Below are 14878 nucleotides of genomic sequence, written 5' to 3' on the forward strand. Positions count from 1 at the left end.
AGCCCGTCGAAATCAGCAATTACGCTCTGTAGTTGAGCAAACATTACAATAACTTGCTGAAGATCCCTTTTACCCTAGCTTGCGTACTCATAAACTTAAAGGGGATTTATTGGGTACATGGGCTTGTTCGGTAGACTACAACAATCCTATTCTATTTGAGTTTGCTCCTCATCCAGATTCTGGAGAATTAGTAATTTCTTTGTTGACCTTAGGTTCTCATGATGATGTTTACTAAGGTATAGCGGTTCTCGCTTAAGTGAGGTACAAGAACCCCACCCCCAACCCCCTCCCCGCTCTTCGAGAGGGGACTATGATGTACCTCATGTGATCAGGAAACGCTATAACGCTAGACTTAATAAAATTTGGGGATTGAAATTATAGATGTTATTACAGAATAAAAGCGACTGTAATTATGAACACCCAAATAACACCCGAACTATCCATTCCTCCGCACTTTAACCCCGCTAAGGTGAGCGAAGTCTGGCGCGTACCTTACCAAGAACGTGCAGCAGAAGCTGAAATCTGGGCAAAACAACAGGAGATCAAACCTGCATCTTTAGATAAAACCAGCATTTGCTTACTATTAATTGATGTCCAAAACACCTTCTGCATTCCTGGATTTGAATTATTTGTAGGTGGAAAATCCGGTACTGCGGCGGTGGATGATAACGTCAGGTTATGTGAGTTTATCTATCGCAACTTGGGAGTAATTACGAAAATTGTACCCACCCTGGACAGCCACACAGCAACGCAAATTTTTCATCCGATCTTTTGGGTGAACGCCGCCGGAGAACATCCAACGCCAGCAGCGACTAGCATCACTGCTGAAGATATCGAACAAGGTATTTGGAAAGTAAACCCAGCAGTAGCTAACAGTATTACTAATGGGGATTACGAATTATTAGAAAAACACGCTTACCATTACGTTAAGCAACTAAGTCAAGACGGGAAATATCCGCTTATTGTTTGGCCTTATCATTCTATATTGGGTGGTATTGGTCATGCTTTAGTTTCATCAGTAGAAGAAGCGATATTTTTCCACTGCATTGCGCGTCAGAGTCAGACACAATTTGAAATCAAAGGTGAAAATCCCTTAACAGAAAATTATTCCATCTTACGTCCAGAGGTGTTGGAGGATTTTGAGCAACGTCCACTTGCTCAAAAGAACATCCGCCTGATAAAACAACTTTTAGAATTTGATGCTGTTATTATCGGTGGTCAAGCTAAAAGTCACTGCGTTGCCTGGACAATCGACGATTTATTAACAGAAATTAAACAGGTAGATGCTAGCCTTGCGAAAAAAATCTATCTACTAGAAGATTGCACTTCCCCCGTTGTTGTTCCCGGTGTTGTTGACTACACAGAACAGGCAGATGCAGCATTTACAAGGTTTGCAGAAGCAGGAATGCACATCGTAAAATCTAGCGAACCCATAGCATTTTTTTAAAGCAAAGTATCACAAAGGAACACAGAGATTTCCGCCGCGTTCCTACCCTGCGGGAAGGCGTTCGCGTAGCGTCTCGTAGAGAAGCGCCTATGCATTTCCCTCTGTGTTCCGCTGCGTTTAAAAACAAGCCTCATTTCTTCAAATAACCCTTGGGATCTTGCGCTACCCAACCTAGAGATGAGCTAGAACGTACTTCAAAATGGAGATGCGGTTGAGTGGATGTTGGTTTTCCACTAGTGCCTACCGTTCCTAGTAAGTCTCCTTTTTTCACTTGTTGACCGACAGTAACTTTGATACTGTCAAGCTGGGCGTAGCGGCTTTGAAGTCCGCCACTGTGGTTAATAATGACCAACTTGCCATAAGAACCTTGATCGCTGGCAAAGGCTACAGTTCCAGGTGCGATCGCTAGCACATTAGTACCAACTGCTGCTAATAAGTCAACACCACTGTGGAAGAAAACTTCACCTGTTGCCGGATTAATTTGCCACCCGTAAGCTAATCCCACAGTTACCACTTGTGCCAAAGGATATCCAGACAGGGATGCACGGTTTGGCGTAGCTGCGTCAGTAGGTAAAGGGGACTTAGTTACAACACCATTGGGCGACCAATTTACCCCTGGAACAAATACGATTCTGGGGTCTTGTTGGCAACCATTCACCTCAAAAAGGCTATCAGCACGAACTTTGTATTGTGCCGCCACTTGTCGCCAAGTCTCACGGCGAGGGACTTCGACTACAATCCCATTGTAGGGAGGAATTTGAAGCACACTACCAATGGCTGCGATCGCACCATTCTGCAAAGCTGGATTCATACCGATAATAGTTGTTGGAATGAGATTGTAGCGCTGCGCTATGCTTTCCAAAGTTTCGCCACGAACAACTTTATGGCGTTGGAAGCGAGATAGGGCTGGAGTTGGGCAACCACCCACAGCAGCGTTAGCACTGTTCGAGTATGGCAGTATGCTTACTAGGCCCAAGGCGCTAACTAAGCTACAGAGAAACAGTTGACGAAAGGGTAAAGTCATGTACACAGATCAAGAGCGGATTAACTTTAGATTTTAGATGGGAAGAGTGGGGATTGGGGACTGGGGACTAGCCACTAGGGACTGGGGATTAGAAACTTGGAAGACAAGGGAGAATAATCATGCCCAATCCCAATCCCCAATTTCTCGTAAATTGATCTGTCCACTTGCCGTTAGCTTGACTACACTTAGAAATTAGCAACTGCATTGCTGTTCTTGAGCAAAACGATTATGAATTTATCCTTAAAGCAACTGGCGGTTTATGTGTTTTTACTGGTAATTGGCGGTGGTGCAGGTTTGTTTGGCAGTCGCTATCTTCTGCCACAAAATCGCTCGTTCCAACAGTTAAAAAATGTAACAATGGCTTCGCCCCCAGAATCCGTAGTTCCGAATTCTCCTAACGGAGCTATTGGGGCTACTGGTGGCGATAACGTGAATTTTATTGCGACGGCAGTGCAAAAAGTTGGCCCGGCTGTAGTGCGAATTAATGCCACTCGCAAAGTAGCCAATCCGATCTCTGACGCTTTGAAAAATCCCATCTTGCGGCGATTCTTTGGAGAGGATGACCAACCAATTCCTCAAGAACGCATTGAGCGCGGTACAGGATCGGGATTTATTTTGAGCGAAGATGGAGAATTACTCACCAACGCTCATGTAGTAGCAGATACAGATACAGTACAAGTTACCCTCAAGGATGGTCGGAGTTTAGAGGGGAAGGTGGTAGGAGTTGATTCTGTGACAGATGTGGCGGTAGTGAAAATAAAAGCGAATGGTTTGCCGACAGTGAAACTGGGCAATTCGCAAAACCTGGTGCCGGGACAATGGGCGATCGCTATTGGCAATCCTCTGGGTTTAGATAATACTGTCACTATCGGTATCATCAGCGCTACCGATCGCACTAGCACTCAAGTTGGTGTCCCAGATAAGCGAGTCAGCTTTATCCAAACTGATGCCGCAATTAACCCTGGTAATTCTGGTGGGCCCTTATTAAACGCCCAAGGCGAAGTGATTGGTATTAACACTGCCATCCGCGCTGATGCTCAAGGACTCGGTTTCGCCATCCCCATTGAAACGGCCGCCCGCGTCGCCAATGAACTTTTTACCAAAGGGCATGTGGAACATCCCTTCTTGGGTGTTGAAATGGCAGACCTTTCTCCGATCAGAAAACAGCAGATTAATCAAGAAAATCAACTAAACATTCAGCAAGAAGCTGGGATTGTAATTAAAGGAGTCACAGACGATTCCCCAGCCAAGCGTGGAGGACTGCTTCCTGGAGACGTGATTCAAAAAGTTAACGGTAAACCAGTCAAAACCTCAGCCCAAGTTCAGAAACTGGTAGAGTTCAGCAAAGTTGGTGACATTTTAGCTATCGAAGTCAACCGCAGCGGTAAAGTTCAAACCTTCAAAGTACAATCAGGAGCTTATCCTGAAAAGAAGTAGTCAATAGTCAATAGTCCCAGAATGTTTGACTACTGACTATTGATTATTGACCATTAGACAAATGCTCTAACTGCATTCTTTGTTCCATCTGGCGCAGAAAATAACCCGTCATCATGGCCGATGCTAGAAGCCCAGCTAAGTTGTCGCGATCTGTTGTGATTTGCACATTGAAATTTTCTGCGGGGAGCATTCCCACTAGCCCTTGGACATTTTGCGAGATGATTTGTTTAATTTCGGGGCTGGCGGACTGAGCAACCCTAGCTAAAACATCAGGAGACTGATGCTGTAGATATTTGAGTAACTGATTGGGGTATTCCTCAGAGTGGTCGGAAAGAAGTTGATTAGGGTGTTCCTCAGAGTTGTCATTTAAAAATTCAGGATTAAACACCATTGGCAGTTTTATTTAGCTTAATTGCTAACTCCACTTTAAACCATAGTACAAGGCTAGCGCATTCACGACGGGTATTAAGTCTTTAAGAGGAAAGGGCATTGGGCATTGGGCATTGGGCATTGGGCATTGGACAGTTAGTTGTCCACTGTCAACTGTCCACTCCTTACTCCCTCATCCCCCCACTCCCCACTCCCTTTAGTTCTAGTTCTAGTTCTAGTTGTTCTTCCTTCTGGCTGGTAGAAAGTATTTGCGGGAGTTGTTCGATTTGGAAATACTGATGAAATTTCGGCGTTACTTGGAGTGAGTAGGAGCGAGAATCGCTGTCTCGGCGCTTGCGGATGAAACCGAGTTCGACGAGTTCTGGAACGTGTTGATATACTCCCGAACCGCGCAAGTTAATCAAGTCGCTCTGGAGTATGGGACTATTGAGAGCGATCGCTGCCAAAGTCCGCAATGCACCTACACCCAATTCTACTGGTATTATAGTTTGCACTAAATCATGAAAGTCAGACCGTAGTTGCAAACTGTAACCATCTGGGGTTTCTATTACCTCTAGGGCGCTATCTCGGTGGGCATAGTTGTCCATTAGTTCAATTATGCCTTCTTTGACAGTGGCGCGATCGCACGCGGCATACTCGGCGATTTCGCCGAGCGACAAGGGTTTACCCTTTAAATAGAGAATTGCTTCTATCTTCGTCGCTGTGGCTGTAATCATTTAGTCATTAGTCATTAGTCATTAGTCATTAGCAGTCTGACAACTAACAATCAACAAGTGTATGGGATTGTATCTTAATAACATAAGTCAAAGAATATTTTGACACTCTCAAATTAGAAACTAGCCATTGAGCATTGGAAAACACTTTTTTGTTCCCCTAATCCCCAGTCCCTAGTTCCCAATCCCTCTACTTGTGAGAATAAATTCTGCGATCGCTAAATCTTGTGGAGTGGTCACTTTTAAATTTGTCTCCTCTCCCTCGACAATTCGGACTTCGATGCCGCACTTTTCAAATAAAGCCGCGTCGTCAGTTACTTCCCAACCTTGACGGACACCTTCAGCATGGCACTGTTTTAACAACTTAACATCAAATCCTTGGGGAGTTTGTGCCGCCCATAGTTGCCGTCTGTCGGGTGTTTGTTTAATTATGCCTTGTTCATCGACAACTTTGATGGTGTCTTTGACGGGTACACCAGCAATTAAACCGGGACAGTGGCGAATGGCCTCGGCACAAGAGTTAAATAAATCTGGTGTGACCAGGCATCTAGCACCATCATGAATTAACACTTGTTCTGCGGCTATTGGCAGAGATTGCAAGCCATTGTAAACAGATTTTTGGCGGGTGGAGCCGCCTTGAATCAATTCCACTGGTTTAGTCAGCTTCAGATCGGCGATAATTGCTTTGAACTCCGGCCAATCGGTAGATTGAGAAATAATCCCGATCCAACTGATTGTACTGGCGGCTTCTGCGGCTAATAAAGTCCAAGCAATAATTGGTTGCGATCGCACGACTAGCAGGAGTTTATTGCGGTTACTCCCCATTCTTTTTCCGATTCCCGCAGATGGAATTAGTAAATACACAGAATTCCTCAATCTTTAAGCTATATATTTTCCCCTAAAATAGGGAGCGAGTAAGCGTCAATAAATATTATGCGAGTAGTAGCCCTTGTACCTGGCGGAATTGGCGACCAAATTCTCTTCTTTCCGACTCTAGATGACCTGAAGCGCAATTACCCTAACGCTCAGATAGATGTCGTTGTTGAACCCCGGTCAAAGGCTGCCTACCGAGTGAGCAAGTCGGTTCACGAGGTACTGAACTTTGATTTTAATGACCGTAACAGTCTGGCAGATTGGGGTAATTTAGTGGGGACAATTCGCGATCGCGAATACGATGTTGCCATTGCTGTTAAGCAAAATTGGTTGGTGGGTCTTTTACTCTGGTTGACGGGAATTCCTGTACGTATTGGCTACCAAGGCAAAGGATCGGGTTTTCTTACCCATGCTGTGCCATTCAAACCATCCCAATATGCGGCAGCAGTCTACCATGACTTGCTGCAACCGTTGGAAATAAATAGTCCTGTCCCAGAGTTAGCAGTAAATGTGCCAAAACCAGATATTGAGTGGGCACAAAAGGAACAAAAACGTTTAGGGGTTCATGAAACAGGCTATATCTTGATTCATGGCGGTTCTGGCCAGTTATCCCAGGCTAAAGAACCAGATAAAATCTACCCTGTCGAAAGTTGGCATCAAATTATTCAAGGCTTCCAAGACAAGCAGCCGGATCTGCCTGTGGTGGTGATTAAGGGAACTGACGATGAGCAGTTTGTGCGATCGCTTCTGGGGTCTTCTCCAGATATCAAGGTGACTGCCCCAGATGATATTGGCAAGTTAACTGCTATAATCGCCGGTGCAAATTTGATGTTGTCTACTGATAGTGCGGCACTACAACTAAGTGTTGCAGTCCAAACTTATACCATCGCCCTATTTGGGCCCACTGATCCAGCTAAGTTGTTGCCGAAAAACGATAAATTCCTGGCTATTGAATCCCCCACGGGAAAAACGGCGGATGTTTCACCAAACGCAGTTTTGGAGAAAATTTGGGGCGGCTAAACCAGCACTTTGTCCTAATTTTTGCAATCAATCTACTTGGATATCTTGTAAAAGTCCCTAAAACCCCACACGCCAGATGCTCATGGGGGAAACCCCCTAACGCTCTCTACGAGACGCTGCGCGAACGCGGACTCGCTAACGCTGCGCTATGCGCTAAAGGGTCTCCCCTTAATCCCCTCCCCCTTAGCAAGGGGAGGGGAGATAAAGCGTAGCTTTGGCTCTTTGGGGTGATTCGAGTTTAATAAGCAATCAATCGGACATGATATTATTCGGCATTAAAATATCTCAAAAAAAGCATCATCTAATTCATAACCCAGCATTTGGGCCATAGACTTCAGCCGCGAGAGGCTGGGGATATCCTGCTGTTTGAGCCAATCACCCAAAATAAAGATTTTGTGCATCAAAAATATCTCTAAGGCTTCAGGATTGTACTGAATGCCTTCTTGGGAACTGAACTGGTGTGGTACAAGCATGGCGGCATAACGAGCAAATTCTCCAGCTTTCCAATCTAGTAAAAATGCTAACCAGGGGTATTTGGCATCTAGGCGCACAAACCACAGCCGCACCTCTGGAATTTCTGAGAGTTCCCGTGGGTCGCCAGGTTGGAGATTGTAATTGATATCAAAGCGTAGCTGCTGTTCATGGGATGCGACCCCATCTTGCAACAGTTTTTCAATCACCGTTGACGCAGGCGACAAATCCAGATTGTTAATGAAGTCATTATTGAGTGCGATCGCAATTGTTATTGATTCAGCAGCCACTTTCTTGATGCTCAACTGTAGGATCGAGGATCTACAGTAGCAGCTTTCAGGGATTGACGCTACATTGACTTTTAATAGCACAAAGTCTTCTTCACAAATCAATTAGTATTTACTGATACTTTTTTGCTGATAATTTGGTCAACCCATACAAGTTTTAGCCCCAAATCTGACCTGCTGAAATTTATTTGATACTTTTGCTTAATTTTCGCTGGTTATAACAAATATACATCCAGTTACTAGCCTTGATCTGAGCCGCTGGCGATGCCGAAGGCGGGCTACGCCTACGCCAGTCACTTACCGATTTTTACTAAAATTAAATGTTACTTTTCTCATTGCTATAATTACTCGCATCGAACTAAATAATTACTACACGATTAATATATGCCATTAGAATTAGCCTACTTGGGTAAGGCAATACCTGCCCCAAGGTGGACATTTACAGCAATTTTAAGTTAAAGTTGTAATGAGTTTGTTTTAGATTAAGGTCTGACAAAGTAGCCGTCAACAAGCAAAAAAATCATTATCGCCACCTGTTACTTCCACAGCATCAAAAGCCAAAAAATAAGTACAGGTAAAACAGCGGTGTGCAATATCATTGCATATATTAAATAACCAATAAACATTTAGATGGGAAAATTCCCCCAACAGTTAACAAGCTGTAATATGCAAAAACAAACAATTACTACAAGACCAATTCGTTCCCTACAAGATGCGCTTGAGCGCTGTCAAATCCTGGGTATGCGCGTCAGTCGTCAGCGTCGCTTTATTCTGGAACTACTTTGGCAAGCAAATGAACATCTTGCTGCAAGAGAGATTTACGATCGCTTGAACCAAGAAGGCAAAGAGATCGGTCATACCTCTGTTTATCAAAATTTAGAAGCATTATCCAGTCAAGGCATCATTGAATGTATTGAACGCTGTGATGGGCGTTTGTACGGCAATATCAGTGACTCTCACAGTCATATAAACTGTGTGGATACAAATCAAATTCTTGATGTTCATGTGGAACTACCAGAAGATTTGATCCGCAAAATTGAAGAAGAAACAGGAGTGCGAATTACTGACTACAGTATTAACTTTTTTGGCTACCGCAACCCGCAAGAGGGCTAGGGATTGGGGATTGGGGATTGGGGACTGGGGACTGGGGACAAGGAGAAGAATAACCAATGCCCTATTCCCTATTCCCCAATAAAATTATTGCCAAAAACTGTCTCATCATCGGACTCATCATCATCTAAATCTAGTTGCGAAATTCGGCCTTCGGAGCTTTCTATTAGTCCCATCGCAGGGGTCTTGTTCCAATTAACATTTGTGTTTGGCGTGATTTTTACGGTGTTTAAGAAGGGCTGCTGCGCTCGCAAATGTTTCAGTTTTTGAAACAACTCTTTAGAGAAGGAGGCACCATTATCAGCGGCCAATTTTTTGTTATTCTCAGCAAGGATGGCATCAAAAAAACAGGCGTTGGTGAGATTAGCTGAATTAAGGTTTGCACCTGTGAGGTTTGCCTGTTGCAGGTTTGCACCTGTGAGGTTTGCGTGTTGCAAGTTCGCGCCTGTGAGGTTTGCGTGTTGCAAGTTCGCGCCTGTGAGGTTTGCGTGTTGCAAGTTCGCGCCTGTGAGGTTCGCCCCCATTAACTCCGCATTAGATAAGTTTGTTTGCTCAAGATTTACCCCAGTTAACATCACTTGCAATAAAGATGCTCCCGATAAATTGAGTCCAGCCAGAGACTTGATTCGGATTGCGAAGGCACTTTTATGCAAAACCGTTGTCCTAGCAATTAGCACACTCAGCACCTCTGGATTGAATTCTGTCAAATTGACTGGATTCCCACAAGGCCAAAAAGGAACTTTTGTTTCTCGGTAGCAAGCGCAAAGCAATAAAAACACATTTAGTCCTACCGCAGCATTCACCTGTTCAACATTCACAGGGTTTTGCAGGGCGTGAAAATGAGTCAAAGCGTTGTGGGCTATCCCCTCATCTAACCAACGTCCTTGACAGTAAGCACGCCAGAAAGATAAAAGACGTTGAAACAAAACTTCAAACGAAAATTTGTGCTTTTGTTGGCGACGCAATCCGGCGATCGCCAGTTCTTCAATTTCTGGGCTAACTATCCCGTAACCTAGTAAACTATAAATATTCTGGGCTACGCTACTGGGAGAATCAAGTACAAAAGTGGGCGTACCATAAGCTTCATCTTGGTACTGAGTCAGAAATTTAAGTTGGGCAGCAATAGCATCAGCACAAAGAGATTCTCCTAACTTGAGATGCGAAAACTCAATTAAACTACTTTTTGCTGCGCTTTCGCTTGAGCTTTCTACATCCCAAATTTTAAAATAAAACCCTGGTAAAGGATTAAATTCACCAGCTAGATTAATTTGATGACGTTGCGAGTGTAAAATTTTGAGAGCGATCGCTTGCATCTGCTCAAGTAAATCTTGGGGATGACGACCAGCAAGTAAATTAGCGATCGCTTCTGGAGTTCGGTGGATATGAGCCGATCCTGAGCGCAGTAGCATCGTTTTGCTCCCACCAATTAGCGGATAACCCAACAACCATAGACTTAGGCGATGATAAATTTCCCATAACAGAAAAGACTTTTGGGCATTAGCAGCTAACTGCAATAGTTCATCATCTAGCAATCCCTCGCGGTGCAAAATGCCCAACAAATGCAGCATTAGGGGTTGACGGATCAGGGTAGATAATTCTCTAAACTTTGATTGGTTGGTAAATAACCCTGCCTGTTTTAGCAATGTAAAGAAATTTTGAGCAATGGGCAATGATTGCACTTTTGTCCACTGTTGAAACCATTGCTTGAATTCGCCCACATCCAACGGCTGAATAATAATTCGCCTCAACAATAGCGGTAGTTCCGAGACAATTTCTGGTAACGTCGTTGACCGACTCGTCAACACAATTTTGTGTCGGTGCTGAGATTGAAAATTTAGTAATTGCTGAATAAAAATTGCTTGTGCCCTGATACCCTGAGCAGAATGAGGCAGTTCATCCAGACCATCCAGCAGCAACAGACAAGGGAGATTTTCTTGCTCTAACCAAGTAGAAAGATTAATCGGAAAGGCAGAATTTAGAGTTTCGATTAAAGTTTTACCGTATTTTACATCTCGCAACCTAATTACTATAGGCATCCAAGTAGGGTACAATTCCTCTGCTACCTGTGCTGCCCAAAGTTGGCAAAAACTAGTTTTTCCATAACCAGGTTCTGACTCAATAACAGCGATCGTTTCTAAATCAGTTAGCTGTTGCTGCGCCCATGTTTTTAAATCAACTGGTTTAATAGTTTTTTTATCTTGCTCAGAAATATTTTCCTCTATTGGTAAGCCTTTTTGTGGGACATAGATATCCTTAAGAGCAAAGGATTCCATCAGCAAAGGTATACTGAGGTTTTTAATCAAACTTGCACGGTAATGTTCTCGGTGCAAATCAATTTTCTCACCGACTGGAGAACCAATTTCTGGGGCGATCAAACTGGGAGATAATGAAATCCCCAAACGGAAAAATTTTTGCAGTTGGGCTAAAGGTGCAGCATTCTCTGTGACGACTACTAGTATGTCACCAGGAAGTGAGTTGACCAAACGCTGTGTTAAAAGTTTAGCTTCAGGTTCCTCTGCACCATTGGCAACTAACCAAGCTATGGCAGCGTTATTTATTTGTTGCACCAGTAATGAATCTGCAACCGAAGACAGTGCTTGTTCAGCTTGCGTATCAGTCAATTTACCCGGACTGAGAGTTTTCAGCAATCCTTGTAGTTGCGGATCTTGGAGGATCAGTTTACCTACGTTCTCTTTAAGTATGTGTGGTTGTATGGGTATAATTGCCCGGTCTAACCACGGTTTTTGGAGGCTTGTTTCCTGCTCTAGAATTACTTGCAAAGCCTGGAGATAGGCAATTTGAAACGCTAGCCACGTCCCTTCGTTACGTTTTAACGGTTTTTTTTGGCTGAGGCTACGCAACAGTTTTTCTGTCAACTGGGAAATAACACTGATTTCTTCCCAAACAATACTTAAGGGCAGTTCTAAAACCTCTACCAAGCTACAGATATCAAAAGGCATCAGGCTTTTGACTTGCATATCCTGAACAATACGGTAGGCAATACCTGCCAATTGTCCCGATGAAAATCCTCTGATTTGATTGATTGCGATCTGACGTTCTGCCAACCAGTGCCGAATACTCAGGTTCATTTAATCACACAGTGAAGGCTGTTTATGGCAATTATGATCGATTTATCAGTTTGCGAAAACAGGTAACAATGAGGAAGACAAAGTTTTGGATCAAAGCTGTTTTCTGATTGGTAAAAAACAGTGCTTGTGTAATTGAGTGGACTATGAGCGATCGCCCTCTAAAATTATTGTTAATCGACCAAGACCCGATTTTTCGTTTGGGATTACGGGTAGCTCTGGAAGCGATTCCTAACTTGGAAGCGATCGCAGTTGTAGAAACTGATACCGTTGCCTTGCAGATTTTAGCAGAAATTGCCGAAAAAGACCCTAACCAGGTAAATTTGGTGGTTTTGGAATTCGGTAATGGTCGCTCTACCACCAGTCAACAGCTAGGTTTTCAATTCTGTCGGCAACTCAGAGCCTTATATCCCAACCTACCAATTTTGCTCCTCAGTTCTGTGCAAGAACAAGGACTGCTATTGGCTGCGAAATCTATTGGTGTAAATGGCTACTGCCCCAAAGGTACACCACTTCCTGAGTTAGTCGCTGCCATGCAAGAAGTTACATATGGTGGTTCCTATTGGTTTCAGGACACGAAAGCAATAATAACTTCTAATTCCCCACTCCTCACTCCTAACTCCTCACTCCCTTTCTCTAAACTGCGAAATAATTTACGTTTGTCAGGAATCGCTAATATTGACGTTACCCTAGCCGCAGTAACAGCACAATTACAAGTTCCCGGACTATCAGTACTAGATCGTGCCATTCTAGCTGGACGGCGGCGAGAACTGCTAGCAGCCCGTTGGTTGCTAAATCGGTTGTTGGTTTCATCACAAGAAAGGCAAGAGGAACAGATTCCGGTTGCTGATCAGCCGCCTCTGACTCCTTCATTAAGTAGTGCCATTCAACAAAGGCAAACTGTATCACCTTTACTTAGTCCGGGAACCCTACAATCTGCCTTGTTTACATCTTGTGTTACTAAACTTCAATTTGCTTTACGAAATGTCACAGATATCCCTTTAGAAATTGACATCTTGCGTGAGGATAAAAAACGAGAATTACTTTATCTTATCCTGCAAAAATTGGCTGAACAGTTGGATGAACTGCGTACTTCTCAAATAGAGATAAATCAATTATATGAACTAAGAAATACCTTGATATGTGATTTATGGCAAGTAGCAATTACAGACTTTTTTGGGAAGTTTTCTCGGATAAAAATAGGTAATAGAAATATAGAAATCGTTAATTTGTTGCTGCAAAATACAGAGATTGTGCAAAGAGATATTCTGAATAAAATCCCGCTAGTTTGTGAGTTATATTCTTATCTTTTACTTCAAACAGAATTGAACATTGATAATACCTCCTATCCGATAGTGAGCGCAGAAGCCAAGTCCCAAGCATTAATGATTTTAGAGAACTTGTTGATTCAAGTAGCGAATGGGGTAGTGCAACCACTGTTAAATTCTTTAGCAGATGTAGAAGAGATGAAGCAAAACTTTTATGTGCGCCAATTAATTTCTACAAGAGAGATTGAACGGTTTAGAAATGATTTGTCGTGGAAATATAGATTAAAAAATTATATAAATGAGCCAAAAGCAGTTTTTGAAAGTCGCTATGAACTATTTGTAATTGCGCCTCGTGGTATTGCCAATACTTCAGTTTATGCTCCGCGAAATCAGGAGTTAGTAAAACTTTCTAATATTCCTTTAGTCGTGACATTGCTCCTTGAATTTAGTGATGCGATCGCACCGCGTTTAAAATCACTATTAGCTTTTGTCGGTAGCGGTATCGTTTTCATCCTTACCCAAATAGTTGGTCGGGGTTTAGGTTTAATCGGTCGTGGTATTCTTCAAGGTATTGGTAGCGTTTCGTCAGTAGAAAAGAACTTTAGACGAAATAGCGATCGACCGAAGTGAACCAGGCGCTCAGAGAGGCAGCTTTCTGTAAGCCTTTCTCCAATGACAAATGACAAATGACAAATGATTTTATCGGGCTAGCAATTTCTTATGTTTACGCTACCAGTCTGCTTGTCATTGGCGAGGGACTGCGTAAGCTGTTTGCTGTGAAGCCGGATTTGACTCGCAAGGTAATCCATATTGGTGCAGGGATGTGGGCTTTCGGCGTCCTGCTACTGTTTAGCCACTGGGAAATCGGAATTATACCTTTTGCTACCTTTATCGGACTTAATTACTTGTTTTACCGCTACCGAATCATCGGCGCAATGGATACCCAAGATAGCTCACCTGGTACGGTTTATTTCGCGATCTCAGTGACGCTGCTGTTCGGGCTACTGTGGCGACCGGATGGGCCAGTAGATAGCGCCCCAATCGCTGTAGCTGGGATAATGGCGATGACCTGGGGTGATGCACTAGCAGCATTAATCGGTAGACGTTTCGGGCAGCATAAATACCAAGTGGGAAATTCTGTACGTTCCTGGGAAGGTTCAGCAGCAATGTTTGTAGCGAGTACAGTGACGATTTTCTTAGTGCTGTTATTGCTACCTGGTTCGTCGCTGAGTCCCCTAGCAACGCCTTTCGGTTCAGGATGGGCATTGTTGACGGCGGTGGTAACTGCTACTTTTGCAACCCTAGCAGAGGCAGTCTCACCCCACGGCACAGATAACCTCAGCGTACCTCTAGTAGCGGCTGGGGTAGTGTGGGTAGCAATGCAGGGGTTTTAAACCAAAATTTAATATTCCCTCGTTCCCAGTCGATAAGAGATCCCCCAACCCCCTTAAAAAGGGGGCTTTTGATTGAGATACCCCCCTTTTTAAGGGGGGCTAGGGGGGATCGAAGCTTCAGGTTTTGAGTGCGTAAGTTCTGAGAGTTTTAGAATTTTCAAAATTTCGAGTTCAAAGGTGCAACTTCCGAGTTCAAAGGTGCAACTTCCGAGTTCAGAGGCTCAACTTCCGAGTTCAAAGGTGCAACTTCCGAGTTCAGAGGCTCAACTTCCGAGTTCAGAGGCTCAACTTCCGAGTTCAAAGGCTCAACTTCCGAGTTCAAAGGCTCAACTTCCGAGTTCAAAGGCTCAACTTCCGA

12 protein-coding genes and 1 pseudogene are annotated in these 14878 nt (G+C 43.7%); 6 read left to right on the top strand and 7 right to left on the bottom strand.

The window, feature by feature from the left end:
* Positions 1–412 precede the first annotated feature (412 nt).
* Positions 413–1447 carry an isochorismatase gene (locus tag V7K62_RS24005; RefSeq protein ID WP_334868470.1) on the top strand — a complete coding sequence of 345 codons (1035 nt, stop codon included), beginning with the start codon at positions 413–415 and terminating at the stop codon, positions 1445–1447.
* A 130-nt stretch (positions 1448–1577) separates the two neighbouring features.
* Here the strand turns inward: V7K62_RS24005 and V7K62_RS24010 are convergent, their stop codons facing one another.
* Entirely contained in the window at positions 1578–2471 is an 894-nt protein-coding gene (locus V7K62_RS24010; RefSeq protein WP_334868471.1) for a LysM peptidoglycan-binding domain-containing M23 family metallopeptidase, read from the bottom strand.
* Between the two features lie 228 nt (positions 2472–2699).
* Between V7K62_RS24010 and V7K62_RS24015 the strand changes: the two genes are divergently transcribed.
* Positions 2700–3908: an HhoA/HhoB/HtrA family serine endopeptidase gene (locus V7K62_RS24015; RefSeq protein WP_334868473.1), complete on the top strand. Its 1209-nt coding sequence runs from the start codon at positions 2700–2702 to the stop codon at positions 3906–3908.
* Between the two features lie 43 nt (positions 3909–3951).
* On the opposite strand, the gene V7K62_RS24020 is transcribed toward V7K62_RS24015, so the two are convergent.
* The 3 genes from V7K62_RS24020 to ispD form a co-directional block, all read right to left on the bottom strand.
* On the bottom strand, positions 3952–4299 hold the full coding sequence (locus V7K62_RS24020) for a DUF760 domain-containing protein (RefSeq protein ID WP_334868475.1): 348 nt from the start codon (positions 4297–4299) through the stop codon (positions 3952–3954).
* Positions 4300–4462: 163 nt separating this feature from the next.
* The gene (gene scpB / locus V7K62_RS24025) at positions 4463–5014 is read right to left on the bottom strand and encodes an SMC-Scp complex subunit ScpB (RefSeq protein WP_334868477.1); all 552 of its coding nucleotides are present in this window, start codon (positions 5012–5014) and stop codon (positions 4463–4465) included.
* A 171-nt stretch (positions 5015–5185) separates the two neighbouring features.
* A complete protein-coding gene (ispD, locus tag V7K62_RS24030; RefSeq protein ID WP_334868479.1) occupies positions 5186–5875 on the bottom strand; it encodes a 2-C-methyl-D-erythritol 4-phosphate cytidylyltransferase in 690 nt (229 codons plus the stop codon).
* A 69-nt stretch (positions 5876–5944) separates the two neighbouring features.
* Here ispD and V7K62_RS24035 point away from each other — a divergent pair, with 69 nt between their 5' ends.
* Positions 5945–6904 (top strand): glycosyltransferase family 9 protein, encoded by a 960-nt coding sequence (locus V7K62_RS24035; protein WP_334868481.1) that lies wholly within the window; start codon positions 5945–5947, stop codon positions 6902–6904.
* A 275-nt stretch (positions 6905–7179) separates the two neighbouring features.
* On the opposite strand, the gene V7K62_RS24040 is transcribed toward V7K62_RS24035, so the two are convergent.
* On the bottom strand, positions 7180–7650 hold the full coding sequence (locus V7K62_RS24040; RefSeq protein ID WP_334868505.1) for a CRR6 family NdhI maturation factor: 471 nt from the start codon (positions 7648–7650) through the stop codon (positions 7180–7182).
* A gap of 678 nt (positions 7651–8328) precedes the next feature.
* Here V7K62_RS24040 and V7K62_RS24045 point away from each other — a divergent pair.
* A complete protein-coding gene (locus V7K62_RS24045) occupies positions 8329–8775 on the top strand; it encodes a Fur family transcriptional regulator (protein ID WP_334868483.1) in 447 nt (148 codons plus the stop codon).
* 68 nt (positions 8776–8843) lie between these two features.
* Here V7K62_RS24045 and V7K62_RS24050 read toward each other — a convergent pair whose 3' ends face one another.
* On the bottom strand, positions 8844–11861 hold the full coding sequence (locus V7K62_RS24050; RefSeq protein ID WP_334868485.1) for a pentapeptide repeat-containing protein: 3018 nt from the start codon (positions 11859–11861) through the stop codon (positions 8844–8846).
* 143 nt (positions 11862–12004) lie between these two features.
* Between V7K62_RS24050 and V7K62_RS24055 the strand changes: the two genes are divergently transcribed.
* Entirely contained in the window at positions 12005–13756 is a 1752-nt protein-coding gene (locus tag V7K62_RS24055) for a DUF3685 domain-containing protein (protein WP_334868507.1), read from the top strand.
* Positions 13757–13812: 56 nt separating this feature from the next.
* Positions 13813–14520: a diacylglycerol/polyprenol kinase family protein gene (locus V7K62_RS24060; protein WP_334868487.1), complete on the top strand. Its 708-nt coding sequence runs from the start codon at positions 13813–13815 to the stop codon at positions 14518–14520.
* 157 nt (positions 14521–14677) lie between these two features.
* On the opposite strand, the pseudogene V7K62_RS24065 reads toward V7K62_RS24060, so the two are convergent.
* Positions 14678–14878, bottom strand: a pseudogene (locus V7K62_RS24065) (hypothetical protein); the annotation flags it as partial.

It is taken from the genome of Nostoc sp., from assembly GCF_036917935.1.
GTDB lineage: Bacteria > Cyanobacteriota > Cyanobacteriia > Cyanobacteriales > Nostocaceae > Nostoc.

Coding starts and splice junctions, on each gene's coding strand:
- V7K62_RS24020 (WP_334868475.1), bottom strand. CDS start 4,299: ATGGTGTTTAATCCTGAATTTTTAAATGACAACTCTGAGGAACACCCT.
- V7K62_RS24015 (WP_334868473.1), top strand. CDS start 2,700: ATGAATTTATCCTTAAAGCAACTGGCGGTTTATGTGTTTTTACTGGTA.
- V7K62_RS24005 (WP_334868470.1), top strand. CDS start 413: ATGAACACCCAAATAACACCCGAACTATCCATTCCTCCGCACTTTAAC.
- scpB (WP_334868477.1), bottom strand. CDS start 5,014: ATGATTACAGCCACAGCGACGAAGATAGAAGCAATTCTCTATTTAAAG.
- V7K62_RS24060 (WP_334868487.1), top strand. CDS start 13,813: ATGACAAATGATTTTATCGGGCTAGCAATTTCTTATGTTTACGCTACC.
- V7K62_RS24045 (WP_334868483.1), top strand. CDS start 8,329: ATGCAAAAACAAACAATTACTACAAGACCAATTCGTTCCCTACAAGAT.
- V7K62_RS24055 (WP_334868507.1), top strand. CDS start 12,005: ATGAGCGATCGCCCTCTAAAATTATTGTTAATCGACCAAGACCCGATT.
- V7K62_RS24050 (WP_334868485.1), bottom strand. CDS start 11,861: ATGAACCTGAGTATTCGGCACTGGTTGGCAGAACGTCAGATCGCAATC.
- V7K62_RS24035 (WP_334868481.1), top strand. CDS start 5,945: ATGCGAGTAGTAGCCCTTGTACCTGGCGGAATTGGCGACCAAATTCTC.
- V7K62_RS24010 (WP_334868471.1), bottom strand. CDS start 2,471: ATGACTTTACCCTTTCGTCAACTGTTTCTCTGTAGCTTAGTTAGCGCC.